Here is a 25607-nt window from a genome sequence, read left to right on the forward strand (position 1 = left end):
CGGGCCGTTACGGCGCTTCCGCCGGAGTGACCGTTCCCACCATGTCCGCCGTGCAGTCCGTCGGAATCAGGACGTAGGTGTACGGATTCGTAGTGCCCGGGATGACGCCATCCGCGGACTCGTTGCACCTGAAGGTCGTGCCGCCATCGCTGGTCGTCGTGGTTCCGCCGTCCGTGCACACCACGTTCGAGTACGTGTCCCAAACGCCCCGGAGGCCGTTTTCGAACGTCACCGTGCCGCCGTCCGCGGCGGCCGCGCGCATGTCGCAACCCTCCACGTTGTAGGTCTTGTAGTTGGCCACGAGGATGCCACCCGTCACCTCGAAGCCCAGGTAGGTATCGTTCTCCGGCTCGTTCGGGCGCTGCTTCATCGCCTCGGGAGACGCATTCGTGATGGTCAGCGGGCCCGGGATGTGGACGCGCGTACCGCCGAGCTCAGGATTGGGAACCGCAACGCCACCCTCCGCGTTGCCAAAGCCTTCCGGCACGGTGTTGTCGGGCAGCGGCTCCCCAGAGCCCTTCTTGGTGATGACCAGGCTCCCCGTCGCGCCCGTCACATTAATCTGGTGCGCGCTCTTGATGACGGGACGATAGGCCTCGCGCATATTGGGGGCATTGTCCGTCGCCGTTGCATTGAACGTACGGAACAGGCCCTCGATCCGCAGGACGTCGCCCACGACCGGCGCGTAGTTCTTGGTCGCGTCCGTGTAGAACTTGTCGACGAAGATACCCTCCGTCGGGAAGCATGAATCCACGACCCAGAACCGCGCAGTGTAGTCGCCCTGGTTGCCGCGCGTCAGCTGGCTGACGGCCGTCACGACGACCTCGTCCAGCGTCACCGCCTCGCCCCGGGTGCCGCTCTCGCGCAGCCGTCCGATGGGGCCCTTTCCGTCGACCGGCTCGGGGCAGACCCGCGGGCCGGCGTCCTCCGGAGGCAAACCGGCGTCCGTTCCCGCGTCGGAGCCCGCATCCGTGCCACAGTTACCGATACAGCCCGCATCCGGGAGAGGATTCGGGTCGCCATCGTCATCCCGGCCAGAGCAGCCAGCAACGGAAGCCATCGTCGCTGCAGTGATCAGCGCCGCGGCGCCCAGCGTTTTGCGCAGTTCCATGTCTCGAGTCTCCATTCATTTCGGCGCCGCGATTCGTCAACGCCGACGCCTGCCGGCCTGAGGATGGGGCCTTATACCGGCGCCTTACGGGGGCCGGCAAGGAAGGCGCCCACTACACGGGTGACACGTGCGTGAACTCCAGGCGCGTGAGTCCCGGATTCCACACTGGGTCCGGATTCAGACGCTACACTCTCAGGATTCCAAGAAAATGTCCCCTGCCGACAGTCCTGCAAGGAGGCTCGACGTCGTGTGGGCCACCTGGGAAGAGGCCGTCCTGCGCCGGTTCATCAGTCCACCGTCCCGGATGCTCCGTCGCCGATTCGGGAAAGGTGGACGCAGCCCGCCTCTTGTCTAATGGTCGGGAACGGGGATTGCTGAAGCCCACGCTCATGAGCCTCCGCGCCCTTTTTCCCTACGTCACCCTGACCTCGCTTTTCACGGCCTGCATCAACGTCCCCGATGTCGTGGACGCACAACCCGATGCGGGCGACATCAACGAGCCTGATGGCGGCCCGGCTGACGGCAAGGTCACTCTCACGGCCATCAATGGTGCGACGCACGTTCGAGACACCGTCACGCTTCAGATCAGCACGAGCGTACAGCAACCCGACACGGTCGAACTTTTCGTCGGAAACGAGCTGCTGGCCTCGTTGCAGCCCCCCTATACGTACACCTGGGACACCACCTCGTTTCCCGAGACGACCCACACGCTGGTTGCCCGAGTCACAAAGGCCGGGCGCATCGAGACGAGTGATGAACGGCGGTTCATCGTGGATCGCACCGCGCCCACCATCATCTCCAAGGAGCCTACTCCGAATGACAACGCCGTCGCGGCTGGGAGCCCCATACGCATTCGCATTTCGGAGCCCGTGCTGGGCTCGACACTCAACGGAACATCGGTCCGGCTCCGACTGGGAGGGGTGGTCGTCGACCGCACCGTCGAACTCACGGAGAACGAGTCTCTCCTGACCGTTACCCCCACGGAGATAGGCCCCGTACCGCATGAGTTCGAACTCGCGCTGGCAGACTCGATTACGGATCTGGCCGGCAACCCGCTTGAGGATTCAACAACGACATGGTCATGGCGCGCTCCAGCATGGCTGAGCGTCGGCCCAGCAGCGGGAATCAGCCCTTCCTGGGCGAATTCTCCTCATCTTCATCTGGCCCCGGACACTGCTCCGCTGGTGACGTGGAGGACCGCCACAGGCATTCATGTCCACAGACTCCAGGAGGGTAGTTGGAATGCCCTGGGAGGAACGCTCAGCGTACGCGTCGATGACATCGAAGTGCACGCGTCAGCCCCTATGGTCATCAGCCACAATGGCACGCCCTATGTGAGCTGGACCGAAGAGGAACGAGGCGAAGGCACCACATACGTCCGCTCCTGGGGTGCCAGCGAATGGCAGTCCGTTGCAAATGCCGTGGACGGAGTGGGCAAACCATCTATCCAGTTTGGCACTGAGACCACACCGTGGCTCGCGGGCATCGCCCCCGGTCCGGAACAGGGCGCGACAAGCATCCGCGTCCGACGGCAAAACGGTGCGCAGTGGGCGGACGTCGGCAGCGCGTTTCGGGCCGTCACGGCCAACCTCGGGCGGGTCAGCGACGTGTCCCTGCGATTCCACGCCGCCGTGCCCTACATCGCCTGGTCCGAGTTCGGACTGGACACAAACAACGAGCCCATCAACGGCCGCGTCCATGTGTGGCAGCGGGCCGCAAATGAATGGATCCCGCTGGGCTCCGCCCTCAAGACTCACACGTCGGATACCAGTGCCAGCCAGGTGGACATGAGGCTCGATGGGAACGGACGTCCGCTGGTCGTCTGGTCCGAGACAACCCCGGAAGGCCCCACAGGTACCGCAGCCAACGTCTACGTCTCAAGGTGGGACGGCAATCAGTGGGTTTCCCTAGGAAACGGATTGAGTGCCACCCCTGGAAACACCCCCGCGGACCTTCCGTCCATGGCCCTGGCTCCCGACGACACACCGCTGGTGGCGTGGAGAGAGAGCGATGGCACGACGAACCGCGTCCATGTCCGCCAGTGGTCAGGCTCGGAATGGAGGACCATCCATGGCTCCGGCAGCGCTCTGCCGGACGCCACGAACGTGGGCAGTCTGCACCTCCAGGTGGATGCGGATGGCATCCCCTGGGTCGCGTGTGAGGCCATGGCCGAGGACAGGAGTCCACGAATCTTCGTCTACCGCTTCAACCGCTAGCCAGCCCCACGCCGCCAGTCGCTACACTGGCGGCATGGCATCCTCTCCCCTCCCCTTCCTCCGCGGCCTGCGGCCCACGCTGCACATCGCCCACCGTGGAGGCGCGGCCGTGGCGCCGGAGAACACACTGGCGGCCTTCCGGCAGGCCGTGGAGCGCTATCGCACGGACATGCTGGAGCTCGACCTCCACCTCACCCGGGACGGGGAGCTCGTCGTTGCCCATGACGTCACGCTGGAGCGCTGCACGGACGGCACGGGCCCGCTGGCTGCGCTCACGCTGGCCGAACTCCAGCGGCTGGACGCGGGCTTTCACTTCACGCCCGATGAAGGCCGCACCTTCCCGTTCCGGGGCCAGGGCGTGCGCATCCCCAGCTTCCGCGAACTGCTGCGCACCTTCCCCAACCTGCGCCTCAACGTGGAGCTCAAGCCGGATGTCCCCGGCATCGAGGACACCTTCGCCCAGGTGCTTCAAGAGGAAGGCGCCCTGGAGCGGGTGTGCATGGGCAGCGAACTGGACACCGTGGCCGAGCGGCTGGCGGAGCGCCTCCCTTCCGCCTGCCACTTCTATCCCCGCGATGCGCTCGCGGCCTTCGTCATCGCCCTGCGTGGCGGGGACACGCCGCCGGAGGACCCGCGCTACACCGTGCTCGACATGCCGCTCTATTTCGGTGAGGTCCGGCTGGTGGACACGAACTTCCTCCAGCAGTGCGCGGCCCGGGGCAAGTGGGTCAACGTCTGGACGGTGGATGACCCGAAGGAGATGCACCAGCTCCTGGCGGAAGGCGTCGGCGGCATCATGACCGACCGGCCGGACGTCCTGAGGCAGATCATGGACGACCCCTCGAAGCCGGGATAAGCCCCGGATTCATGCCTCGCACCACCGCTCGTACGCGCTCGAAGCCCGCCCAGGAAGAGGCCCCCGCGACCACCCCGCGTCCCCGCAACACGCTGCGCGTCAAGGTGCCCAAGGCGCGGCGCTTCGTGGCGCTGGCGGGCAACATCGGCGCGGGCAAGACGACGGCGGCGAAGATGATCAGCCAGGCCTTCGGCTACGAGCTGTTCGACGAGCCCGTCATCGACAACCGATTCCTGCGTGACTACTACGCGGACATGTCGCGGTGGTCCTTCACGCTCCAGCTCGAGTTCCTCATCCGGCGCGTCGAACACCACGAACTCATCCATTCGTACCGCCGCAGCTGCGTGCAGGACCGCACCCTGTACGAGGACCCGGAAATCTTCGCCAAGTACCTCCACGGCCTGGGACACCTGACGAACGCGGAGCTGGACCTGTACTACGAGTACTTCCAGCGGCTGTCGCGCCACATCATCCGGCCCGACAAGGTCATCTGCTTCGAGGTCGGCAGCGTGGAGGTGCTCCTCCAGCGCATCCGCACCCGGGGACGCGAGGAGGAGAAGGGCATCCGCCACCAGTTCCTTCGGGGGCTCAACGGCTACTACGCCAGCTTCCCCCTGGTGCTGCAGGAGAAGTACGGCGTGGACTGCCTCACCATGGACGTGTCGAAGCAGGACATCCGGCGAGGCCGGGGACGCGAGGAGTTCCTCGACCGCGTCTCCACCTTCCTGGCCTGAGCGCCGCGCCCGCGCCTGTCACCTGCGCGGACATTGTCTGGCCCATCGCGTTAGCGCTTGGGATATCCACCGGATGAACCGGCGCGGCCCGGCCGCAGGCTCCGTCCGACAACCCAAGGTGCGAGATGACCGACCTGAGCGCGAAGAATCCGAAGGACACGGAGGTGGTGATGACCCAGCTCATCCTGCCTCCGGACGCCAACAACCTGGACGCTGCCTTCGGCGGCAAGGTGATGCAGTGGATTGACATCTGCGGGGCCGTGGCCGCGCAGCGCCACTGCCGGCAGGTCGTGGTGACGGCCTCCATGGATGACTTGCACTTCCACGCCCCCATCAAGGTGGGCTGGATCGCGCTGCTGCACGGCCGGGTGCTGGCCGCCTTCCGCACCTCCATGGAGGTGGGCGTCACGGTGCACGCGGAGAACCCGCTCACCGGCGAGCGTCACCTCACCACCAGCGCGCTGCTGACCTTCGTGGCCATCGACAAGGACGGCCAGCGCGTGCCGGTGCCGCCCCTGCTGATGGAGACGGATGCGGACCGCATGGCCTTCCAGGAGGCCCAGACACGCCGGACGCTGCGACTGGTCCGGCAGAAGGAGAACCAGTCCTGGTTGAAGGTGATGACACCCATCGCGGGTGCCTGACGCACGAAGGCCGGGCGGAGCATCCGGCCCGGCCTTCCCGCCCGTATCACGGGCGATACCGCGGCGGTGCGACTCAGGTCGTGAACGACGTGCCGCAGCCGCAGGAGGACTTCGCGTTCGGGTTGTTGAACTTGAAGCCCGAGCCGGTGATGGCGGAGACGTAGTCAATCTCCGTGCCCCCGAGGTACTGGCTGCTCATCGGGTCGGAGGCGATCTTCACGCCGTCCTGCTCCCAGACGGTGTCACCGGCCTTGGACTCCTTGACCAGGTTCAAGTCATAGCCCAGGCCGCTGCAGCCAGCGGGCACGACGCGGATGGAGAAGAAGTAGCCCTCGAAGCCTTGGGCCTTGATGACGCTCTTCACCTGCTGGATGGCGGCGTCCGTGAGGCGCACGGCCACCGGAGTGGCCTGGGAAGCCGGCGAGGCGGCGGGGGCGGCGGAAGTCGTGGGGGTGCTGTCCATATCCATGTCTCCTCTAGGGGACTTATAACGCCCGGGCCCGGAAAATCCATGGGCCCAGCCCCTGGGTTATATGCATCCGACATGGCTCGGACCTTCCAGACGCTGCTGGCCGGAGTGAAACAGGAGATTCGCGAGGTCTCCGTGGACGACGTGAAGCGGCTGCTGGACGCCCGGGCCTCCGTGCGGCTGCTGGATGTCCGGGAGGCGGACGAATACGCCGGTGGCCGGCTGCCCGGCGCCCTCCATATTCCCAGGGGTTACCTGGAGCTGCGCATCGAAAGCCAGGTCCAGCGGGACGAGGAGCTGGTCGTCTACTGCGCCGGAGGCACCCGCTCCGCCCTGGCCGCCAAGACGCTGAAGGAGCTGGGGTACGAGCGTGTGTCCTCCCTGGCCGGCGGCTACAACCGGTGGAGTGACGCCGCCCTGCCAGTGGAGAAGCCCTTCGTCCTCACCGCGGAGCAGAAGGAGCGCTACCGCCGCCACCTGAGCCTCCCCGAGGTAGGTGAGGCGGGCCAGGCCAAGCTGCTTCAAGCCCGCGTCCTGCTGCTGGGCGCCGGCGGACTGGGCTCACCGGCGGCGCTGTACCTCGCGGCCGCAGGCGTCGGAACACTGGGCATCGTCGACTCGGACGTGGTCGACCTGAGCAACCTCCAGCGGCAGGTCATCCACACCCGCGAGCGTCAGGGCCAGCCCAAGGTGACCAGCGCCCGAGCCGCCATCGAGGCGCTCAATCCGGACGTGAAGGTGGTGGGCTTCGAGGAGCGCCTCACCTCGCACAACGTGGTGACGATTCTGGAGGGCTTCGACCTGGTGCTGGATGGCGGGGACAACTTCCCCACGCGCTACCTGCTCAATGACGCGTGCGTCATGCTCGGCAAGCCCAACGTCCACGGCTCCATCTTCCGCTTCGAGGGCCAGGTGACGTCCTTCGTCCCCGGCCAGGGCCCCTGCTACCGCTGCCTCTACCCCGCCCCGCCCCCGCCCGAACTGGCGCCCTCATGCGCGGAAGCCGGCGTCCTGGGCGTGCTGCCCGGACTCATCGGTCTGCTCCAGGCCACCGAGGCGCTCAAGCTCATCCTCGGCCAGGGGGAGCCCCTGGTGGGGCGACTGCTGACCTTCGACGCGCTGGGCACCCGCTTCCAGGAGCTCAAGCTGCGTCGGGACACACAGTGCCCCGTGTGCGCGCCGGGCGCGAAAGTGGAGCTCATCGACTACGAGCGCTTCTGCGCCGCCCCCACGCCCGCCTGAGGACGTCACGCCATGCCCATTCCCGAGATTACCCCCGCCCGCCTCGCCGAACTGCTCGCCGGCCCCGCGGAGTCCCGCCCCGCGCTGCTCGACGTGCGTTTTCCCACGGAGAATGCGTGGGTGGCCCTGCCGGATTCGCTGCTGATTCCCCTGCCTGAATTGGAAGAGCGCGCGGATGAACTGGAAGCCCTCCGCGGCCGGCCCGTGGTGGTCTACTGCCACCATGGCGTGCGCAGCCTGGACGGCGCGGCCTACCTGATGTCGCTGGGCATCGACGCGGTGTCGCTGCGAGGCGGCATCGACCTGTACTCCCTGCAGGTGGACCCCAGCCTGCCCCGCTACTGACGGGGCGGCACGCCGCTAGCCTACGAAGGCGGACAAGTCTTCGGTCTGCTTGTTGATGAGGCCGGGCTTGATCTCGACCTCGAACATGAAGGGCTCCTTCAGGGGCCCGCCCTGCAGCTCCAGCTTGTGGCGGCCCTCCATGAGGTCGAGCTTCATGCCCTTGTTGCCCAGGTAGGTGCCCTGGTCCTGGCCATTGCGCTTCACGGAGATGCCGCGCAGACCGTCCGGCTTCAGCGTCAGCTGGAGCTGGCCCCGGCGGAACTCGTAGGTGAAGGACTTGGCCTGACCGGGCTCACCAAAGGCGAGCGTGTCGACCTCCTCCTTGTAGATGCCCTGCTGCTCATTCACCAGGATGAGCGTGTCCTGGAGATGGACGCCCGTCGCATTGACGAGGGGGGTCTCCCCCAGCTCCGTCACCGGCTGCGGACTGCCGCAGCGTTCGGTGTGGCGCACCGAGACCTTCACCTTCTCGTTGGTGTTGACCGACAGCGTCACCGACTGCCCGTCGGAGGCGCGGCTGTTGAGCACCGAGAGGATGGGCTTGTGGAACACCACCCCCACGGCCACCAGCCCCACGATGAACCCGACGGTGGCGATGTTCCGCTTGGCCACACCCGCGCGAGCGCTCCGCGCGGACTTCTCCAGCGCCCGGTCCACCTCGGCGTCCTCGGCGCGCGAACGCGACAGGGCCACGCTCGACGTCCGCGAACGCGGCGGGGGCGACGGCATCTCCGCGCGGCTCGACGTGCGGCGGCGCGGCGGGGCCTCGGAGGGGTGGATGCCGGAATGCATCCCGGTCCGGCGGCGCGGAGGCGGCGCGGGCTCCGGCGGCGGAAGCATGGTCCGCTCGTCGTCCAGCTCCTCGTCCTCCATCCGGGTGCGCTCATCGACCGCCGCCATGCTCGCGCGCGAGCGGGACGGCGGCGGCCCCGGATCCTCCACGATGGGGGCGGCGCGCGTGGCGGAGCGGCGAGGCGGGGGCGGGTCGCCCACGCCGGTCCGGCTCAGGTCCGAACGAGAGCTCGTCCGCGCAATCTGCGTGGAGTTGGGGTTGGACGGACGGCGAAGCTCCGCGGACGTCCTGCTCCGGCGCGGCGGCGGGGCCTCCTCGATTCCGGACGGCGCATCCCACTCCCCCTGCTCATCGGGCTCCACCGCGGGCACCGCGGCCGAGGTGCGCCGGGGCCCCATGGACGTGCGGGAAGACGAGCCGCGCTGGCGCTCGCGAACCGAGGCCTCGCCCGGAGGCGCCTCCCAGTTCATGTCCGCGGCGGCGGAGGTGCGGCTGCGGCCACGCTCCTGCGGCGGCGGCGTGGGCGGCATGGGCGTGCCGGAGTTCGCGGAGTCCTCGCCCACGGGAACCACCTGGCCCTGGGCCTTCTCCTCGGCCAGACGGTCGGCGAAGAGCGTCTCCATCAGCTCGGAGATCTGCACCGAGCCGGCCACCCAGCGCTGCCCGACGAGAATCTCTTCCAGCGCCATCTGGAACTGGCGCGCGTCCCGGTAGCGGTCGTCCGAGTTCTTCGCGATGGCCCGCATCACCACCGGGTCCATCTCCTCCGGAACGTCCGCCACCTGGGAGGGTGCGGCGATGGCGCACTCCATGGCGGCCTGCAGCGTGGCCAGCTCCGAGTCGCGCTTCAACGGACGCACGCCCGTGAGCAGCTCGTAGAGCACCAGGCCGATGGCGAAGATGTCCGCGCGCCCGTCCAACGGCTTGCCGGCGGCCTGCTCCGGCGCCATGTACGCGAACTTGCCCTTGATGGCGCCCGACTTCGTGAGCGACGCCTGATCCGCGGCCTTGGCGATGCCGAAGTCCACCAGCTTCACCGAGCCATCGAAGCTGATCAGGATGTTCTGCGGCGAGATGTCGCGGTGCACCACGCGCAGGGGCCGGCCCGCGTCATCCGTGCGGCTGTGGGCGTAGTGCAGGCCCTCACAGGCGGCGGCGACGATGCGAATGGCCAGCGGCCGCGCCACCCACTGCCCCGTGCTGGCGGCCTTGCGCATCACCCGGCCCAGGTCCTCGCCGTGGATGAACTCCATGGCGATGTAATAGGTGCCGTTGGCCTCGCCGAACTCGTAGACCTGGGCGATGTTCGGATGATTGAAGCGCGCGGCAATCAGCGCCTCGTTCCGGAACATCTCCACGAACTCACGGTCCTCCGCGAGGTGCGGGAGGATGCGCTTCACCACGAGGTTCTTGTGGAACCCCTCGATGCCCGTCTGGCGCGCCAGCCAGACCTCGGCCATGCCGCCCGTGGCGAGCTTCTTAAGAAGCTGATATTTCCCGAATGATTGAGGGTTCATCCCGGGACATTGCCGGCGGGGAGCAGGCTCAGGTGGAATGCAGCAGGGCAGCGCATCTTAGAGGACAGGCACTTCGGAGGCAAAGGCACCCCGGATTCAAATCCGGATGGGCACTGATCGCCAGCCTCCTCATTGCAACTACCACGGTTGCGGCTCCCGCGAACGATCAGATTCGTGTCGAACGCCGTGGGGACGTTCTGGAGCTCCGCTGGTCCGACGCGGAGGAGCGCCTTCAGGGGACCCTCCACCCCGCCATGCCAACAGAGGGAGAGCCCATCTCCGTGTCGTTGCATGTAGGCAATTTCGAGGGCCCCGAATTCGACGGCCCCCTCACCGTCACCTTCCACCCCACCGGGTCGCCTTCCCAGCAGACGAAGACGCTGACGCGGGACGGGGTCAACTGGCACACCCAGTTTACTCCGGACCAGCCCGGCCCCTGGGACCTGGAGGTGCGATACCGAGGGACCCACCTGAAGGTGATCACCGCGCGCTTCTCCGTGGCCAGCTCGCCCCTGCCCCGCGGCATGGGCTGGGTGTTGATTCTGGTGGGTGCCGGCACGGCGCTGGCCCTGGGCCTGCGCAACGTCCTGCGGCGCGTGAAGTCGTCCGGATCCACCCCTGGGGCAACAGAGACTCCGCCCCCACCTGCGGCGCCCTCCACGCCGGAAGCGGGCAGCGTCCCCACCCCACCGGCCGATCCTCCGTCCGGGCAGTAACTCCTTCAAACCGACGGGCATTCGTACAGGGTCGCCTGCCGCGACATTGGGAACTTCCGTTCCCTGTCACGGCAACGTGACGACCAGGTCACTGCTTTTCTGCGCCGTCGGGCCCGCTTTTCGTCCGGAACCGAACCTCCCCCAACCCTCCGCGTCCGCTCATCGAACGGGCACCCGTGTTGCAGTGGACGCGCTCCGCTGGCGGTCGGGGAGGCGTGGACATGGGCGGGTGGCGGGTGAATGAGCGGACGAGGCGGAACCTGCTCGTCGCAATCTTGATGGGCATGCCGGCGTGGGCTGTCGCCAAGACACCCGGCCCACGGACGGAGGCAGTTGCCGCGCCCGTGGAGGATGACCCTCTGTCAGGTGGCGTGGTGGACGGCGTTGAGCCGCCTGAGCCCTTGCCGCCGGAGGAGAAGGACGACGCGCAGACGCAGCTCGAGGGCGCCATGGCCCAGGCCCTGCCGCCTCCGTCGCGGCCCGCGCCCGGCGCGCAGCCGCCTTCCGTGAGTCCTCTCCCCGGAGCGGATGACGAGGCGACGGCAGAGCAGGACGCGAACAAGCGCAAGAAGAAGCAGCGGCCCGGTCAGCCCCAGGATGACTCGCTGGGCGAGAATCCGGACGCGATTGACGACAAGCCCAAGGGCGAGGCGCAGACCATCCGCGTCATCGGACGCGTATCCGCGCGGGCCCGCGCCGACGAGCGCAACCAGTACCAGCGCCGCCTCTCCATCGCGGACGCACGCGTGGGCGTGAGCACGTCACTGCCCAACCTGGAAGCCGAGGTGACGGCGGACCTGGCGGACTCGCAGATACTCAAGGACGCCTTCGTGCGTCTGGCGGATGACCGCAAGCGCTTCCGCCTCTACGGCGGCCAGTTCAAGACGCCCTTCCTCCAGCGCTCGCTGGAGTCGTCGTGGGACCTGCCCATCCAGACACGCGGACTGGTGGAGGAGTACATCACGGAGACCCATCAGATGGGTGGCCGCCGCATGGGGCTGATGGGCGAAGTCCGGCTGAAGCAGGTCTGGGGGCTCAAGATCTCCGCGGGCTTCTTCCAGGGGGCCATCGACGAGGCGGGCGCGCGGTTGAAGGAGGACGCCGCCGCCCGCGTGAGCCTGCGGCCCTTCAACTTCAAGCCGCTCACCGTGGGCGTCAGCACCTACGTCTCCGAAGCCATGGACCTGGCGCGCAAGCACGCGGTGGCCGCGGACGCGGAGCTGAAGCTGGCGGGCTTCGTCTTCACCGGTGAGGCCATTTCCGGACGGCTGCCCCTGGGGCCCTTCACGGCGCAGATGCTGCTGGCCCAGTACCTCATCCACGTGGGCAACGAATGGGCCATCCAGCCCGTCGCGGGCGTGGAGGCCTTGCAGCTTCGCGGCGACACGGTGCGGGGGGACGGACATTCACTGGTGGGCGGCTTCAATGTGCTGCTCGGCACCCGCTTCCGGGCCCAATTCCAGACGGAGCGCGCGCTGCGCCCCGGCGATGAATTCCCTGGCCTGCAGCATTCCATCGAACTCGGCGCACGCTTCTGAGCACGGAGACCCAAACGATGCTGTCGTTCGCGGAAGGTGAAATCACCAAGCTCCGGCGGGAATTCAAGCTGGTGCTGGAGGAGAAGACGGCCGCGGCCCTGGGCACGCGCCTGTCGTTGGAGCTGGAGGGGCACCTGCCGCCGCCCACGCGCATCGTGTCCGTGTACTTCGACCGGCCCGGTGGCCCGCTGGCGGCGCGGGCACTGCTCACGCCGGAAGACTGTCTCAAGGTTCGGACGAAGGAGTACTCGCCGGACCGGGGCGCGAACGGCGAGGCGCGGGTGGTGCTGGAGGTGAAACGGGAGCGCCACGGCCTCACGCAGAAGCGCCGCGTCTGGGTGCCGCGCTCGGACCTGGGCCGCGTGCTGCACGGCGGGGCCAGCCTGCTGCCGCTCATCGCCGGAGGCAGCCTCAGCCCGGTGCTGGCGGTGACGTACACGCGCCACGTGTACCAGTCGTCGCGGGCGTGGCGGGTGACGGTGGATCGGGACATTCGCTACCACCGGATTGCGCCGGAGCAGGCGCTGTCCCAGCTTGCATTGTCGGTAGAGCGGCTGGAGCCCGCGCAGTGGGTAGAGCCGCAAGTGGTGGTGGAGGTGAAGCATCTCGGGCACGAGCTGCCCGAGTGGCTGGCGTCGCTCAATCCGGGCGGCGCGCCGGCCTACAGCAAGTTCGCAGAGGGAATGGCGAAGGTCCACGCTTTCGCCGCGGATGGCGTCGCAGGGGGATAGGGCACAGTGTTCATCGACTTCGAGGGAATTGACGGAAGCGGCAAGACGACGCTCTCCAACCTGCTGGCCGCGAAGCTGAAGCGGCTGGGCTACCGGGTGGCGCATGCGCGGGAGGGCGGCGAGCTGCAGGCGCCCGCGGCGCGGCGCATCCGGGAGCTGACGCGAGACTCCCGGCTGCTGGAGATGTCTCCACGCACGGAGTTCTTTCTCAACCTGGCGCGGGACGCCCAACAACTGGATGAGGTGGTGGCGCCCGCGCTGTCCCGGGGCGAGGTGTGCATCACCGACCGCTACCTGTACTCACAACTGGCACTCAGCGGTGGAGGCCGCGGGCTGCCCATGGACGAGCTGCGCCCCGCGTGCGAGCTGGCCTCGCAGGGCCTGTGGCCGGACCTGGTCATCCTGGTGGACGTGGATCCGGACCTCGCCCGGCTGCGCAAGCGCCTGGGCAAGCTCCAGAGCAAGCGCGTCAATGATGGGGACAGCCGGAAGGGACTGGTGGGCGCGGGCCTGGCGGTGCGCGTGCGCGAGTCCTTCCTGGAGATGGCGCGGAAGGATCCGCAGCGGTGGATCATCCTGGAGAACAACGACGTCCCTCTGCGCGTGCTGGAGCAGCGGCTGGTGGACGCCGTCGTCGCCCGGCTGGAGGGTCGCGAGCAGCAAGTGCAGCGCATCGTCCCGGCGCCGGCCCGGCCGCGGCATGCCAGCCCCACGACGCTCGAGAACCTGGAAGAGCGCTTCTTCCAGACGCTGGACACCGTGGAGCAGCGCGAACCGGCGCTCGCGGTGTGGATGTTGAGCGGAATCCCGGGCCTGGCCGCGCACCAGCAGCGCCTGGCCTTCGCGGAGCGCTTCCCGGGCCTCACCGCGCGCGGCATGGTGGGCCTGGCCGACGTACCGGCCATGGAGCTACGCGAGGTGCTGGCGGACCTGGCGCCCGCGGAGGTGGCCTTCAGCCTCACGGGCCGCATGGACTCGCGCGCGGCCATGTTGCGGCAGCGGCTGTACGCGCAGGCCCCCACGGAGGTGCTGGCGAGCCTCAAGAACGATGGCTCAACCCCGGCGTGGGCCCTGCGCGAGCGCGCCATGCGGGACGGGCGGCTGACCGACGTGCTCGCGGGGCTCGCCGGCCAGGACTGCGAGGAGTCCTGGTTGGTGCGCGAGGCGGGCATGCAGCGAAAGCTGTTCTCGGAGGTCGCGAGCAGCCTCACCGGTGTCCCGGGGGCGCGGGCGGATGCGCTGCGCGAAGTCCTGCTGCCGCATGACCGGCTGGCGGTGCTGCGCAGCACCCAGGGCCTGGACACACCGGTGGCCCGAGGCCTGCGAGAGGCCCTGGCGGGCAAGGCGCTGAAGCTGGTGCTCCGCTCGCTGACGGGGCTGGACACCGAGGAAGCCTGGGCGCTGCGCGAGCGCGGCGCGCCGCAGACGAAGGAGGCGCTGGATTCGGTGGACGGCATGGATGCCTCGCGGGCCTGGAAGCTGCGTGTAGACCATCTGGGCCGGTGGCCCACCACCGCGCTGTCCTCCCTGAAGGGACTGCCCATGGGGCCGCACGCGCAGGCGCTCATCGAGCGCGTGCTGGCGGAACAGCCAGACCGGCTGCCGGTGCTGCGCAACGCCTACGCCGTGGCCGCGACCGCACGGGCGCTCGCGCAGCAGCCCGCGCGCACGGTCCGCGTGGATACCTCTCCCCGAATGGAAGCCTAGGTCACCGCCATGGACGCATCATTCTCAGCCCTGTTCGAGGGCGCGAAAGCAGAGCTCAACGCGCTGTCCGTCACCGCGATTCTGCCGCGGATGCTGGCCGCGGCGCTCATTGGCACCCTGCTGTCGCTGCGGCCCTGGCGTCTGCTCATGAAGCGGGCGCTGCCCAAGGCGGACATGATTCAGGCACAGGTGCTGCTGTGCGCGGCGGCGGCGGTCATCACCGCCGTCATCGGCGACAGCCTGGCGAAGGCCTTCGGACTGGTGGGCCTGGGCGGCTTCGTTCGGTTCCGCTCGGGACTCAAGGACCCGCGTGACGCAGCCATCCTCTTCCTGATGATTGGCCTGGGCATGGCGTGCGGCCACGGCAGCCTGGGGCTTGCCTCCGTCGGGACGGTGTTCGTGATGGCCCTGCTCTTCGTGCTGGATTGCTTCAACCGCGAGGAGGCGCCCGCCACGGCGAAGCAGCGGCTGGTGCTGTCGGCGCAGTCGGATGACCTGGTGGGCGCGGAGGCCACGCTGCGCCGGGTCCTGGGTGAGCGGAACGTCATGGTGAAGAGCTGCGCGCTCGACTTCGACGGGCGGCGGCTGGAGTTGGAAGTCGAGGAGCCGGAGCCGGGCTCCCTCGCCGCGGCGCTGGGCAGCACGGAGGGGGCGGCCCTGCGAGGCTTGCGGTGGACAGCGGTGAATTCGAGGAGCACACGGGAGGAGCGGGTATGAGGCGCAGCTGGGTGGCCGTGTTCGCGGCGGGGTGGTTGGTGGCGTGTGGCGGCAACAGCCTGCCCGCGGGAGATTCGCAGGACCCGACACCCGGCGGCGGACTGCCGGGAGAGCCGGTGCCGCCGGGGGGGCCGGATGGTCAGGGCAACGGAGAGGAGCCCACCGGGTCGCAGTCGCTGTGGCCGCTGACCGCGGGCAGCACCTGGACCTACGACATCCAGGACCCCGTCGAGGGCAACTTCCAGAAGCAGGTGACGGTGGTGGGCCCCGGCGAAGTCCCTGACCAGCCGGGCATCAACGCCGTCCAGGTGCACAGCCGCCAGGACCGCGTGCGCAACGGCACCCTCTATGAGGAGTATTCGTGGCAGGTGGAGCTCACCAACGGGCTCGTCGTGCGTCTGCGCGAGGACGACTACCGCAATGGCCAGCAGGTCCGCTCCACCACCTGGTCTCCCGCCACGGTGAAGTCCGTGGCGAGCGTCCCGGACGCCCTGCCCTGGACGTACAAGAGCGACGTGCTCGAGCACATCACCCTGGGCGACGGCTCGAAGGACCAGAAGGACCCGACGTACATCTGGAAGGTGCTCGAATCCGGCGTGACGGTGACGACGCGGGCTGGGACCTTCACCAACGCGGTCAAGATTCAGCGCGACAAGGTCAACAACAACGGCGAGGTGAAGCCAGACAAGACGCGCTTCTACTGGCTCGTCCCGGGCATCGGAAAGGTGCGTGAGGAAGGCGAACGCACCGAGGACCTGGCGGCCTACGACATCAAGCCTTGACGCCTGACCGGGGAGGAGACGGATACACGGGGCCCTGCCCCACCGTCTCCTCCTCCGGGAGGGGGCAGGATGAAGGTCAGCGGTTGAACGGTTGCGCCTCTATCCCGAGCTTGTTCGGGAGGAGGCCGCATGCACCGGAAGACCCCCTTTCACCTTGCCCCCTGGGCGGCCGCGCTGATGCTGCTGGCCAGCACCGTGAGGGCGGGGACGCTGTATCGAGACCCTTATCTGCAAAAGGTCGGGCCGGACACGGCGACGATCGCCTTCCGGCTCGCGGCCAACTGCCAGGCGGAGGTGCGCTACGGCGAAGGAGCAGCCAACCAGTCGGCTGTCTCCCAGGACGGCGGGCAGGTGCACGCGGTGGTGCTGACTGGGCTGACGCCGGGCACCGAGTACACGTACGAGGTGTCGGCCTGTGGCCTACGCACGCCGCTCAATCGATTCCGTACCGCGCCAGTGCCAGGGACCCGCAGCGTGCACTTCGTGGCGGTGGGCGACTTTGGCACGGGCGGCTCGAACCAGAAGAAGGTCGCCGCGGCCATGGTCAAGCGGCAGGCGGAGCTGTTCGTCGCGCTGGGGGACAACGCCTACGCCGATGGCACCGAGGCGGAAATCCAGAACAACCTCTTCGTGCCCATGGAGGCCCTGCTGGCCCAGGTGCCGTTCTTCGCGGCGCTCGGCAACCATGAGTACGTGACGAACCAGGGGCAGCCCTACCTGGACAACCTCTACCTGCCCACCAACAACCCCGAGGGCACGGAGCGCTACTACTCGTTCGACTGGGGCCACGTGCACTTCGTGGCGCTCGACTCCAACTGCGCCGTGGGACTGGCGTCGGCGGACCGTTGCACGCGGGACGCACAGAAGGCGTGGCTGGAGCGGGACCTCGCGGGGTCGACGCAGCCGTGGAAGATTGTCTTCTTCCACCACCCGCCCTGGTCCAGCGGCGAGCACGGCTCGCAGCTCTCCATGCGCCGCCACTTCGGCCCCATCATGGAGAAGTACGGCGTGGACCTGGTGCTCACCGGGCACGACCACAACTACGAGCGCAGCAAGCCCATGAAGGGTGACGCCATCGCCGGGGCTGGCGAAAAGGGAATCCCCTACCTCGTGGTGGGCGGCGGCGGCGCGACGCTGAGGAAGCTCCCCGGCAGCAAGCCGGACTGGAGCGTCATCCGCGACAACCAGGCCTATGGCTTCCTCGACGTGACGGTGGTCGACGGCACGCTCACCGCGCAGTTGCTCGGGGTGAACGGAGACACCGTGGACCGCTTCACGCTCCAGAAGGAGCTGCCTCCGCAGGAACAGCTTCCCGAAGGTGAGCTGACGCTCGCCGTGGAGGGCGAGCGGGGCGTGGCCCCTCACCGCGCCTTCTTCCGGGCCACGCCGTCCCTCGAGGCCGCCACGGTGACCTGGGATTTCGGCGACGGTGGCACGGCCGAGGGCGAGGTCGCCGAGTACGTCTTCGCGATTCCCGGGCAGTACACGGTGACGGCCACCGCCACCCAGGGCACGGTGAAGCAGACGGCCACCGCCCTGGTCCAGGTGGCGGAGACTCCCGGTGAGGGGCCCCAGACGCCGGACTCCGGCACGACGGACCCGGGCTCACCGAATCCCCGCCCGGGGCTTCCGGATTCTCCCGGCACCCCGGATGACGGCATGAGCAGCTCGAGCGGTGGCTGCGCCGCGGGCCCCACCGCCACCCTCCTCCCGGCGGCCCTGGCCCTGCTGGCCGCGGGTCTGCTCCACCGGCGCCGCGAGTAGGGCCTCCCCGCCCCAGGTCCCCCGCTCCCTCCTCCTGACGTCACACGGCGGCGGGGCGGGCGTCCGCCGGGGCGGATTTGCTTTCCGCGCTTGTCAACCCGGCCCGAGGAATGCAAAGCCGCATTCCGTCATGGCCACCCAACGCAAGTCCCGCCCGCACTCGCGGTCGGCCCCGAAGAAGTCCGGCGCTCCGTCCGGGAAGAAGCCCTCCCCCTCCGAGCGGCCCGAGCGGCCCCTGCGAGAAGACCTGGTCCTCCAGGCCTGCCTGGAGGCGTACGGCTCGGTCCGGCACGAGGGCCGCATGGCCGACCGCGCGCTGGACTTCACCCTGCGCCGCAAGGCCAACCTCTACTCCAACGAGCGCCGCGCCGTGGCCGAGCGCGTCTACGGCCTGCTGCGCCGCCAGCGGACGGTGGACTTCCTGCTGTCTCGCGCCCACCCGCGCTTCGACAGCCTGGAGACCTCGCGCCAGGACGTGCTCCGGTTGGCCGCCTCGCGCGTCCTCTACGGCGAGCCCCACGGCCTGGTGGCCCGCCAGTCCGCGCTGGCGCCCCCGGATGCGCAAGCCCTGGGTGCCCTTCCCGAAGCCGCCGCCGCCCTGGAGGCCCTGCCCGCCCGCGAGCGCTTCCCCATCGCCGCGTCGCTGCCGGACTTCCTCGCCGACCGCTTCCTCCAGACGTTCGGCCGGGATGCCGCTCGCGCCGCGGAGGCGATGAACGAGCGCGCCCCGCTGGTCGCCCGCGCCAACCTCCTCAAGGGGGACCGCGACGCGCTGGCGCAGCGGCTGAAAGCGGAGACGGTGGACGTCAAGCCCACGCCGCTGTCGCCCATGGGCCTGGTGCTGGAGACGCGCATCAACGCCTTCTCCCTGGAGAGCTTCCGCGAAGGCATGCTGGAGCTCCAGGACGAGGGCAGCCAGTTGCTCGGCATGCTGGTGGATGCGCCGCCCACGCGCGTGGTGGATGCGTGCGCGGGGGCCGGCGGCAAGACGCTGCAGCTCGCCGCGCAGATGAAGAACCGGGGTGACTTGCACGCCCTGGACATCGATGAGCGCCGCATGGAGGACCTGAAGAAGCGCGCGCGCCGCGCGGGGGTGCACAACGTGCGCGCCCAGCTCATCCCCCACGAGGGCCCGGATGCCGACGCCGCGCTGACGCCCCTCAAGGGCAAGGCGGACCGGGTGCTGGTGGACGCGCCGTGCAGCGGCACCGGCACCTTCCGCCGCAAGCCTGACGCGCGCTACCGCCTCACGCCGGAGGATTTGGAGATGCACGTGGGCCGGCAGAAGGCCCTGCTGGCGCGCTTCGCCACGCTGGTGAAGCCCGGCGGCCGGCTCATCTACGGCACGTGCAGCGTGCTGCGGGAGGAGAACGAGAACGTGGTGGAGGACTTCCTCGCGAAGCACCCCGAGTTCACGGTGAAGCCGGTGGCGGAGCTGCTGGGAGCGGAGCTGGCCGAGAAGGTCGGCCCCGGCCCCTTCCTCCGGCTGGCGCCTCACACCCACGGGACCGACGGATTCTTCGGCGCCGTCCTCGTCCGCGCGAAGTAACCTGCGGCCGGGGGGAGAGAGACACTGCTCATGCACCGTGCCGTCCGCTACCGCGTCTCCATGCCCCGGCCGCATACGCACCTGCTGGAGGTGGAAGCCTCCTTTCCAGGAGGCGCCAGCGTGCTGGACGCCGTGATGCCGGTGTGGACGCCCGGCAGCTACATGGTGCGGGAGTTCGCGCGGCAGGTGCAGGACATGACGGCCCATGCGCCGGACGGAACGCTCCTTCCGGTGCGGCGCGCGGACAAGCGCACCTGGCGGGTGGACGCGAAGGGCGTGGCCGTCACGCTGCGCTACCGCGTCTACGCCAACGAGCTGACGGTGCGCACCAACCACCTGGACGGCTCACACGCCTACTTCAACGGCGCCGCCACGTTCCTCTACACGGAGGACACGCGCGGGCTGGAGCATCACGTCACGGTGGACGCGCCCCCCGGCTGGCGGACCTTCTGCGCGCTGGGCCAGCGCGCAAGCACCTTCGTCGCCCAGGACTACGACGAACTGGTGGACAGCCCCTTCGAGGTCGGCCCTCACACGCCGCTCACCTTCAGTGTGGAGGGCGTGCCGCACGAAGTCGTGGTGTGGGGCGACACGGTGCAGGACCCGGAGCGGCTGTGCGCGGACCTGAAGCGCATCTGCGAATGCCAGGCCCGCGTGTTCGGCGGCCTGCCCATGCCGCGCTACCTCATCCTGCTGTACCTGACGGACCGGGGCCGGGGCGGCCTGGAGCACAAAGCCAGCACCGCGCTGTTGTTCCCCCGCGTCGGACTCTCCACCCACCGCGGCTGGGAGGACCTGCTCACCCTGGTGGCGCATGAGTACTTCCACCTGTGGTTCATCAAGCGGGTGAAGCCGCGCGCGCTGGTGCCCTTCGACTACGCGAAGGAGAACTACACCTCGCTGCTGTGGGCCTTCGAGGGCTCCACGGCGTACTACGACAACCTCTTCGTGCGGCGCGCCGGGCTGATGTCCGCGCAGCGCTACCTCACGCGCCTGGGCGAAACGCTCACCGCGCTGCATGCCACGCCGGGGCGGCGCGTGCAGACGCTGGCGGAGGCGTCGCTGGTGAGCTGGGTGAAGCACTACCGCCCGGATGAGAACTCGCCCAACAGCGCCATCTCCTACTACCTCAAGGGCGAGGTCGTCTCCGCGCTGCTCGACCTGGAGATCCGCCGCGCCACCGGTGACGCCCGTGGCCTGGATGACGTCGTGCGCATCTTGTGGCAGCGCTACGGCGACGGCTCCGGCGTTCCCGAGGACGGCGTCGAAGCCGTGGCCAGCGAGGTGGCCGGTGTGGACCTGACGCCCTTCTTCGACCGGGCGCTGCGCACCACGCAGCCGTTGGACTACTCCGTCTTCTCCCACGTAGGCCTGGAGCTGAACTTCCGTCCGCGCGAGGCCGCCAGCGACAAGGGAGGCACGCCGCCGCGAGGCCGGGCGGGGGAAGGCAAGCCCAAGGGCTGGCTGGGCGTCACCACGCGGGGCAGTGGTACCGTGGCGGTGGTGATGGATGGCTCGCCCGCACAGGACTCGGGGCTCTACGTGGAGGACGAGCTGGTCGCGCTGAATGGCTGGAAGGTGGACGGCGCCACCCTGCTGTCCCGCTGCGAGGAGCGGAGGCCCGGCGAGACGGTGCGGCTCACGGTCTTCCGCCGCGACCGGCTGCTGGAAATCCCGGTGGTGCTGGGGACGAAGCCCGCGGAGGCGGCGTGGCTGTCCCGCGTGGAGCGCCCCACCGACGCCCAGAAGGCCGCCTATCAGGCGTGGCTCGGAAGCCCCTGGGAAGAGTCCCCTGGGCAGTCGTAGGCTTGGGGGCCATGAGCCCCTCATCGCCCAACATCATTCCACCGGATGCGCCCCTGCCCCGCTGCCAGCGGCATCGGACCACCGTGGCCGGGTGGCGTTGCGAGAGGTGCAACGAAACGCTCTGCCCTGACTGCGTGGTGGGCCGGCGGGCCCAGACGGTGGAGCTGGTGGCGTGCGAGCGCTGCGGCGACGTGGCGCAGACCCTGCTCACCTCCCGCAGCCGGGTGTCCGTGGCGCAGCGGCTCAAGGGCGCGTGGCGCTATGTCTTCACCGCGTCCGGCTCGCAGGTCATTGTGGCGGTCAGCGTCTTCCTGGCGGCGCTCCGGTGGCTGGTGGAGCTGGCCATCTCCTTCTCGGCCCTCATCCCGCTGACCATGTACGGAGGCGTCTTCTGGGGCACCTTCTTCACGCTCGCGCGGGACTCGGCGCGCGGCGAGACGGCGCTGCGCTCGCCCGACTACCGCGACTACTTCCATGACGCGGTCCTCCCCGGCCTCCGCGGCGTGGTGACCTTCGCCATCGTCTGGATGCCCGCGTTCCTCTACGTCACCGTGCTGCGCCCGCTCCTCCAAGAGGGGCGCTCGGCGCTCGGCGCGTGGATTCGGGGCCTGGACACCCCCGGGCTGCTGACAGTGGATCCGGTGCTGATCGGCCTGCTGCTGCTCGGCGTCCTCTGGCTGCCCGCGGCGCTCCTCATCACCGCCGCGCGCCAGCCCCTGCTGACCCTGTTCGACGTGCCCGGAACCCTTCGCATCGTCCGCCGCCTGGGCCGGGACTACACGCTGGTCGCCGGAACGCTGGTGGGCCTGGGCGTCCTCCACCTCATGACGCACGGGGTGGCGTTGCTGCTGCGCATGCTGGACCTCTTCGTCATCTCACGCGTGCTGGCCGAAGCCGTCACGCTGGTCATCCCCTTCACCGCCGCGCACGTGGTGGGACTGCTGCTGTACACGCGGGGCGATGCGCTGGGGTATGGCCTCGAGCAAGACTACCTGGACCCCGTGCTGGGCGACGCACAACCGAGCCGCAGGGCGCCGCCCCTGCGCGAAGCCGGTCCCATTCCCTTCACCGGAGCGGCGGCGACGGCCACCGAGACGGGAAGCGCCAACGACGACACCCTGGAGGCGCTGGCGGCCGCGGTGAACGCCCGCGATGTTCCACTCGCGATGTCGCTGTATGCCACCGTGCAGCAGCAACCGCGGCTGCGTGTGCCCCCGGAGCATCACCTGTTCGTCGGACAGGCCGCGGCCGTGGAAGGAAATTTCCCACTGGCGGTAGCGGCGTTGGAATCCGCGGCAGACACGGCGCCCGATGAGCCCACCGCCCCCCGTGCGTTGGTACTTCTGGCGCGTGTGTTGGGTGAACGGATGCACGACGCGCCGCGCGCGGAAGAAGTCTACCGCTACGTGCTCCACCGTTACCCAGACACGGCAGCGGCACGCTTCGCGAGTGAACGCGTGTCTCCGACTTCCGACTGATACAGACGTTGCCGCGCTCGCACGCCAGCATCACCCTTCACGGCATGGTTCGCGCACGCTGGTTTTCGTGGCTCATCGGTTTCGGTCTCTTCGCGGCATGTGACCAGGCGCCTCGCATGGAGCGCGCGGTGGACGACTGCCAGGCGGAGCAGGTGTCGTTGAAGGTGGAGGTGCTGTCGGCGGAGGGCGCGCGCGTGCGCGGGGCGACAGTCACCGGCACCAACGTGACCTCCAACGTGAGCATCACCGGTGTGACAGACGACCAGGGCGTCAGCACCGCCATCAACGAATCGCTCGCGCCCAGCGCGGTGCGAGTCGTGGCCACCGCGGGCGCCAAGGTGTCCGCGGCCCAGCAGGTGGAATGGGTGTGTGACGCCTGCAACTGCCAGCCAGAGCCGGCCACCCTCCAACTCCAGCTCAATCCGTAGGACCCGCCCCGCGCGACGCTGAGACAACCGCTGTTTCATGGATTCATCTGAATGAACGCGAGGGAGGTTGTGCTCCACCCGCCCATGGAGTACGGCTGGTGACATGCGTGACGCTCGTCAGCCTTCCCCGCGTCTGGCCTCCCCTGCGTCCAGGGGGGCCCTCCAGCCGGCTTCCTCCGAGCACGGGGCCGCGGGGATGTGTTGCCGCTGCGAGCGCGTTCCCCGCGCAAGGGGTCCTGTCAGCCCACGTTCCAGGTAGGTCCGGGCCCTCATCATGTCCGCAGACACCGTGGAACAGTTGCTTCAGTGCGCGCTGTCCGAGCTGACCGCGCGCTTCGTCACCCAGGCCAACCCCGTCCCCACCGGCTTGCTGGAGGCGTTGGACGCGGACCCGCGCGCGGGCGCGCATGCGCTCGCCCGGCGCATCCGTTCACGCCAGGAGAAGAACCGCGCGGAGGGCCAGCGCATGCGCAAGCTGCTCCGTTTCGAGACGGAGCTCTGGGAGCAGGGCCACACGCACATCGCGGGTGTGGACGAGGCGGGCATGGCACCGCTGGCCGGGCCCGTCGTGGCCGCCGCGGCCGTGCTGCCCAAGGGTTTCCGGCTCAAGGGGCTGGATGACTCGAAGAAGATTCTCGACGCCGAGAAGCGCGAGTCGCTGGCCGAGGCCATCAAGCGCGACGCGGTGGCCTGGGCCGTGGGCCGCGCGGAGGTGGAGGAGATCGACCGCATCAACATCTACCACGCGGGCCTGCTGGCCATGCGCCGCGCGGTGGAGGGGCTGTCGGTGAAGCCGGACCACCTGCTGGTGGATGCTCGCACGGTGCCGGAGTGCTCGGTGCCGCAGAAGGGCATCATCAAGGGGGACGCACTGTCTCTCAGCATCGCAGCGGCCTCCATCCTGGCGAAGACGACGCGTGACCGCTGGATGGCGGAGCTGGACGACCAGTACCCGGGTTATGGGCTCGCCGCACATAAGGGCTACCCCACGCCGCAGCACCTGCAGGCGCTGCGTGAAAAGGGCGTGCTGCCCATCCACCGACGCAGCTTCGCGCCGGTGCGCGAGGCCCTGGGCCTGCCGACCGGCTCACCGCCTTCCGCCCTCCAGGCGGAGCTGTTCCCCGAGGCCCCTTCCCGGACAGGGGTGAAGTCATGAGCGCCGACCGGGACATCGACGAGTGGATGGCCGCGCGAGGCATCACCCTGCCCGAGGCCCGCGCTCGCACCCGCGCGGTGCTGGAGGAAGTGGGCCTCACCCGCCCCGGCCGCCAGCGAATGAGCGAGCCCAAGCTGCTCAAGGCGGCGGAGCTGCTGACGGGGCGCTTCTTCGCCGTGTGCGCGGACAGCGCGTGCCTCAAGGTCGCGCAGGCCAGCGGGCGTGAGCCGATGCGTATCGAGCCACGGCTGCACTGTGAGCGCTGTGGCGGCTCGGCCAACCGCCGCGCGGAGGTGGCCTTCGTGGAGGCCTGCCAACGCTACGGCGTGCGCCGCGTGGTGGTGGTGGGTGGCTCGCCGGCCGTGCGCGAGGAGCTGGAGGCGAAGCTGGGCCACCAGATTGACTTGCGGATGGTGGACGGCACGGAACGCCGCACGGCGGACCGCGCCCGCAGCGACCTGGACTGGGCGGACCTGGTGCTGGTGTGGGGCGCCACGGAGCTGCACCACAAGGTCAGCGGCCACTACACGCACGGTGGGCCGGCCTACAGCCACAAGGTGGTGCACGTCGTGAAGCGGGGCGTGGCCGCGCTGTTGGAAGAAGGCATCACCCACCTGGAGCGGACGCGCTGAGTGCTGGACTCAGGCGACGCGCCAAAGCGACGCTTGAGTCCATGACGACCGAGTTCATCCTGCTCCGTCACGGAGAGACGGAGTGGAACTCCCTGGGGCGCCTCCAGGGACATCAGGACAGCACCCTGAGCCACGTGGGCCTGCGCCAGGCGGATGCCCTGGCCGCGCGCCTGGCGCCCGTCCGTTTCTCGGCGCTCTATTGCAGCGACCTGGGACGGGCGCAGGAGACGGCGCGGCGCATCGCCACCCGCACGGGCCACACCGTCCAGACCGACCCCCGCCTGCGCGAACGGGGACTGGGCATCCTGGAAGGCCTCACCCGGGACGAGGCACGCCAGAAGCACCCGGACATATTCGCCGCGTACTCCGGTGGCGCGCCGGACTACATCGTCCCCGGCGGGGAGAGCACGTCCCAACGGCTGCGCCACGCGGTGGAGTGCCTGGAGGAACTGGGCGCGCGCCACCGGGGCGAACGGCTGGTGGTGGTGACCCACGGAGGCGTGCTCAGCCTCTTGTTCCGCCACAGCCTGGGGATTCCGCACGCGGCGCCGCGCACCTTCTCCGTGCTCAACGCCGGGTGGAACCAATTCGACTACCACGAAGGTGCGTGGCGGCTGGTGACGTGGGGTGACGTCACCCACCTGCGTGCCGCCAGCCTCGACGACACCTGAGCGCC

23 protein-coding genes are annotated in these 25607 nt (G+C 69.2%); 20 read left to right on the forward strand and 3 right to left on the reverse strand.

The window, feature by feature from the left end; all coding sequences use genetic code 11:
- Positions 1 to 7 precede the first annotated feature (7 nt).
- Positions 8 to 1111, reverse strand: coding sequence for a hypothetical protein (locus tag BLU09_RS11495; protein ID WP_090489238.1), 1104 nt, complete (start codon positions 1109 to 1111; stop codon positions 8 to 10).
- Positions 1112 to 1500: 389 nt separating this feature from the next.
- Between BLU09_RS11495 and BLU09_RS11500 the strand changes: the two genes are divergently transcribed.
- The 4 genes from BLU09_RS11500 to BLU09_RS11515 all read left to right on the forward strand — a co-directional run bounded on the left by BLU09_RS11500 (position 1501) and on the right by BLU09_RS11515 (position 5561).
- Positions 1501 to 3327 carry an Ig-like domain-containing protein gene (locus BLU09_RS11500; protein ID WP_143043128.1) on the forward strand — a complete coding sequence of 609 codons (1827 nt, stop codon included), beginning with the start codon at positions 1501 to 1503 and terminating at the stop codon, positions 3325 to 3327.
- Between the two features lie 34 nt (positions 3328 to 3361).
- On the forward strand, positions 3362 to 4183 hold the full coding sequence (locus BLU09_RS11505; RefSeq protein WP_090489243.1) for a glycerophosphodiester phosphodiesterase family protein: 822 nt from the start codon (positions 3362 to 3364) through the stop codon (positions 4181 to 4183).
- 11 nt (positions 4184 to 4194) lie between these two features.
- Positions 4195 to 4917: a deoxynucleoside kinase gene (locus BLU09_RS11510; protein ID WP_090489245.1), complete on the forward strand. Its 723-nt coding sequence runs from the start codon at positions 4195 to 4197 to the stop codon at positions 4915 to 4917.
- A gap of 125 nt (positions 4918 to 5042) precedes the next feature.
- On the forward strand, positions 5043 to 5561 hold the full coding sequence (locus BLU09_RS11515; RefSeq protein WP_090489247.1) for an acyl-CoA thioesterase: 519 nt from the start codon (positions 5043 to 5045) through the stop codon (positions 5559 to 5561).
- A 73-nt stretch (positions 5562 to 5634) separates the two neighbouring features.
- On the opposite strand, the gene BLU09_RS11520 is transcribed toward BLU09_RS11515, so the two are convergent.
- Entirely contained in the window at positions 5635 to 6024 is a 390-nt protein-coding gene (locus BLU09_RS11520; RefSeq protein WP_090489251.1) for a HesB/IscA family protein, read from the reverse strand.
- Positions 6025 to 6105: 81 nt separating this feature from the next.
- Between BLU09_RS11520 and moeB the strand changes: the two genes are divergently transcribed.
- Together moeB and BLU09_RS11530 are read left to right on the forward strand one after the other, a co-directional pair.
- The gene (gene moeB, locus BLU09_RS11525; protein ID WP_186817711.1) at positions 6106 to 7272 is read left to right on the forward strand and encodes a molybdopterin-synthase adenylyltransferase MoeB; all 1167 of its coding nucleotides are present in this window, start codon (positions 6106 to 6108) and stop codon (positions 7270 to 7272) included.
- A 12-nt stretch (positions 7273 to 7284) separates the two neighbouring features.
- A complete protein-coding gene (locus BLU09_RS11530; protein ID WP_090489255.1) occupies positions 7285 to 7617 on the forward strand; it encodes a rhodanese-like domain-containing protein in 333 nt (110 codons plus the stop codon).
- A gap of 15 nt (positions 7618 to 7632) precedes the next feature.
- Here BLU09_RS11530 and BLU09_RS11535 read toward each other — a convergent pair whose 3' ends face one another.
- The gene (locus BLU09_RS11535) at positions 7633 to 9927 is read right to left on the reverse strand and encodes a serine/threonine protein kinase (protein ID WP_090489257.1); all 2295 of its coding nucleotides are present in this window, start codon (positions 9925 to 9927) and stop codon (positions 7633 to 7635) included.
- A gap of 254 nt (positions 9928 to 10181) precedes the next feature.
- On the opposite strand from BLU09_RS11535, the gene BLU09_RS11540 reads away from it, so the two are divergent.
- From BLU09_RS11540 to BLU09_RS11605, 14 genes are all read left to right on the forward strand, one after another.
- Positions 10182 to 10643: a hypothetical protein gene (locus BLU09_RS11540; protein ID WP_090489259.1), complete on the forward strand. Its 462-nt coding sequence runs from the start codon at positions 10182 to 10184 to the stop codon at positions 10641 to 10643.
- Between the two features lie 221 nt (positions 10644 to 10864).
- Positions 10865 to 12181: a hypothetical protein gene (locus tag BLU09_RS11545; RefSeq protein WP_373284002.1), complete on the forward strand. Its 1317-nt coding sequence runs from the start codon at positions 10865 to 10867 to the stop codon at positions 12179 to 12181.
- A 17-nt stretch (positions 12182 to 12198) separates the two neighbouring features.
- Complete coding sequence (locus BLU09_RS11550) at positions 12199 to 12912, forward strand: VTC domain-containing protein (protein WP_090489263.1); 714 nt, start codon at positions 12199 to 12201, stop codon at positions 12910 to 12912.
- 6 nt (positions 12913 to 12918) lie between these two features.
- Positions 12919 to 14619 carry a dTMP kinase gene (gene tmk, locus BLU09_RS11555; protein ID WP_090489265.1) on the forward strand — a complete coding sequence of 567 codons (1701 nt, stop codon included), beginning with the start codon at positions 12919 to 12921 and terminating at the stop codon, positions 14617 to 14619.
- Between the two features lie 9 nt (positions 14620 to 14628).
- The gene (locus BLU09_RS11560; protein ID WP_090489267.1) at positions 14629 to 15336 is read left to right on the forward strand and encodes a DUF4956 domain-containing protein; all 708 of its coding nucleotides are present in this window, start codon (positions 14629 to 14631) and stop codon (positions 15334 to 15336) included.
- Positions 15333 to 16118 carry a hypothetical protein gene (locus BLU09_RS11565; protein ID WP_090489269.1) on the forward strand — a complete coding sequence of 262 codons (786 nt, stop codon included), beginning with the start codon at positions 15333 to 15335 and terminating at the stop codon, positions 16116 to 16118. The genes BLU09_RS11560 and BLU09_RS11565 overlap by 4 nt, the downstream gene beginning before the upstream one ends.
- A 129-nt stretch (positions 16119 to 16247) precedes the next feature.
- The gene (locus tag BLU09_RS11570; protein ID WP_090489271.1) at positions 16248 to 17882 is read left to right on the forward strand and encodes a metallophosphoesterase; all 1635 of its coding nucleotides are present in this window, start codon (positions 16248 to 16250) and stop codon (positions 17880 to 17882) included.
- 130 nt (positions 17883 to 18012) lie between these two features.
- On the forward strand, positions 18013 to 19431 hold the full coding sequence (locus tag BLU09_RS11575) for an RsmB/NOP family class I SAM-dependent RNA methyltransferase (protein WP_090489273.1): 1419 nt from the start codon (positions 18013 to 18015) through the stop codon (positions 19429 to 19431).
- Between the two features lie 30 nt (positions 19432 to 19461).
- On the forward strand, positions 19462 to 21237 hold the full coding sequence (locus BLU09_RS11580) for a M61 family metallopeptidase (protein ID WP_090489275.1): 1776 nt from the start codon (positions 19462 to 19464) through the stop codon (positions 21235 to 21237).
- Positions 21238 to 21248: 11 nt separating this feature from the next.
- The gene (locus tag BLU09_RS11585) at positions 21249 to 22715 is read left to right on the forward strand and encodes a tetratricopeptide repeat protein (protein WP_090489277.1); all 1467 of its coding nucleotides are present in this window, start codon (positions 21249 to 21251) and stop codon (positions 22713 to 22715) included.
- A 44-nt stretch (positions 22716 to 22759) separates the two neighbouring features.
- Positions 22760 to 23143 carry a carboxypeptidase-like regulatory domain-containing protein gene (locus BLU09_RS11590; protein ID WP_244171627.1) on the forward strand — a complete coding sequence of 128 codons (384 nt, stop codon included), beginning with the start codon at positions 22760 to 22762 and terminating at the stop codon, positions 23141 to 23143.
- Positions 23144 to 23417: 274 nt separating this feature from the next.
- Positions 23418 to 24299, forward strand: a complete 882-nt coding sequence (locus BLU09_RS11595; RefSeq protein WP_090489281.1) for a ribonuclease HII — start codon at positions 23418 to 23420, stop codon at positions 24297 to 24299.
- The gene (locus tag BLU09_RS11600) at positions 24296 to 24931 is read left to right on the forward strand and encodes a hypothetical protein (RefSeq protein ID WP_090489283.1); all 636 of its coding nucleotides are present in this window, start codon (positions 24296 to 24298) and stop codon (positions 24929 to 24931) included. Before BLU09_RS11595 ends, BLU09_RS11600 begins: the two co-directional genes overlap by 4 nt.
- Before the next feature lie 41 nt (positions 24932 to 24972).
- Positions 24973 to 25602: a histidine phosphatase family protein gene (locus BLU09_RS11605; RefSeq protein ID WP_090489285.1), complete on the forward strand. Its 630-nt coding sequence runs from the start codon at positions 24973 to 24975 to the stop codon at positions 25600 to 25602.
- The last annotated feature ends 5 nt before the right edge of the window (positions 25603 to 25607 follow it).

Origin of the sequence: Myxococcus virescens, assembly GCF_900101905.1 — a bacterium.
Taxonomy (GTDB): Bacteria; Myxococcota; Myxococcia; order Myxococcales; family Myxococcaceae; genus Myxococcus; species Myxococcus virescens.

Coding starts and splice junctions, on each gene's coding strand:
- BLU09_RS11595 (WP_090489281.1), top strand. CDS start 23,418: ATGTCCGCAGACACCGTGGAACAGTTGCTTCAGTGCGCGCTGTCCGAG.
- BLU09_RS11515 (WP_090489247.1), top strand. CDS start 5,043: ATGACCGACCTGAGCGCGAAGAATCCGAAGGACACGGAGGTGGTGATG.
- BLU09_RS11500 (WP_143043128.1), top strand. CDS start 1,501: ATGAGCCTCCGCGCCCTTTTTCCCTACGTCACCCTGACCTCGCTTTTC.
- BLU09_RS11560 (WP_090489267.1), top strand. CDS start 14,629: ATGGACGCATCATTCTCAGCCCTGTTCGAGGGCGCGAAAGCAGAGCTC.
- moeB (WP_186817711.1), top strand. CDS start 6,106: ATGGCTCGGACCTTCCAGACGCTGCTGGCCGGAGTGAAACAGGAGATT.
- BLU09_RS11580 (WP_090489275.1), top strand. CDS start 19,462: ATGCACCGTGCCGTCCGCTACCGCGTCTCCATGCCCCGGCCGCATACG.
- BLU09_RS11565 (WP_090489269.1), top strand. CDS start 15,333: ATGAGGCGCAGCTGGGTGGCCGTGTTCGCGGCGGGGTGGTTGGTGGCG.
- BLU09_RS11520 (WP_090489251.1), bottom strand. CDS start 6,024: ATGGACAGCACCCCCACGACTTCCGCCGCCCCCGCCGCCTCGCCGGCT.
- BLU09_RS11600 (WP_090489283.1), top strand. CDS start 24,296: ATGAGCGCCGACCGGGACATCGACGAGTGGATGGCCGCGCGAGGCATC.
- BLU09_RS11550 (WP_090489263.1), top strand. CDS start 12,199: ATGCTGTCGTTCGCGGAAGGTGAAATCACCAAGCTCCGGCGGGAATTC.
- BLU09_RS11590 (WP_244171627.1), top strand. CDS start 22,760: ATGGTTCGCGCACGCTGGTTTTCGTGGCTCATCGGTTTCGGTCTCTTC.
- BLU09_RS11605 (WP_090489285.1), top strand. CDS start 24,973: ATGACGACCGAGTTCATCCTGCTCCGTCACGGAGAGACGGAGTGGAAC.
- BLU09_RS11585 (WP_090489277.1), top strand. CDS start 21,249: ATGAGCCCCTCATCGCCCAACATCATTCCACCGGATGCGCCCCTGCCC.
- BLU09_RS11495 (WP_090489238.1), bottom strand. CDS start 1,111: ATGGAACTGCGCAAAACGCTGGGCGCCGCGGCGCTGATCACTGCAGCG.
- BLU09_RS11575 (WP_090489273.1), top strand. CDS start 18,013: ATGGCCACCCAACGCAAGTCCCGCCCGCACTCGCGGTCGGCCCCGAAG.
- BLU09_RS11510 (WP_090489245.1), top strand. CDS start 4,195: ATGCCTCGCACCACCGCTCGTACGCGCTCGAAGCCCGCCCAGGAAGAG.
- BLU09_RS11570 (WP_090489271.1), top strand. CDS start 16,248: ATGCACCGGAAGACCCCCTTTCACCTTGCCCCCTGGGCGGCCGCGCTG.
- BLU09_RS11535 (WP_090489257.1), bottom strand. CDS start 9,927: ATGAACCCTCAATCATTCGGGAAATATCAGCTTCTTAAGAAGCTCGCC.
- BLU09_RS11545 (WP_373284002.1), top strand. CDS start 10,865: ATGGGCGGGTGGCGGGTGAATGAGCGGACGAGGCGGAACCTGCTCGTC.
- BLU09_RS11540 (WP_090489259.1), top strand. CDS start 10,182: ATGCCAACAGAGGGAGAGCCCATCTCCGTGTCGTTGCATGTAGGCAAT.
- BLU09_RS11505 (WP_090489243.1), top strand. CDS start 3,362: ATGGCATCCTCTCCCCTCCCCTTCCTCCGCGGCCTGCGGCCCACGCTG.
- BLU09_RS11530 (WP_090489255.1), top strand. CDS start 7,285: ATGCCCATTCCCGAGATTACCCCCGCCCGCCTCGCCGAACTGCTCGCC.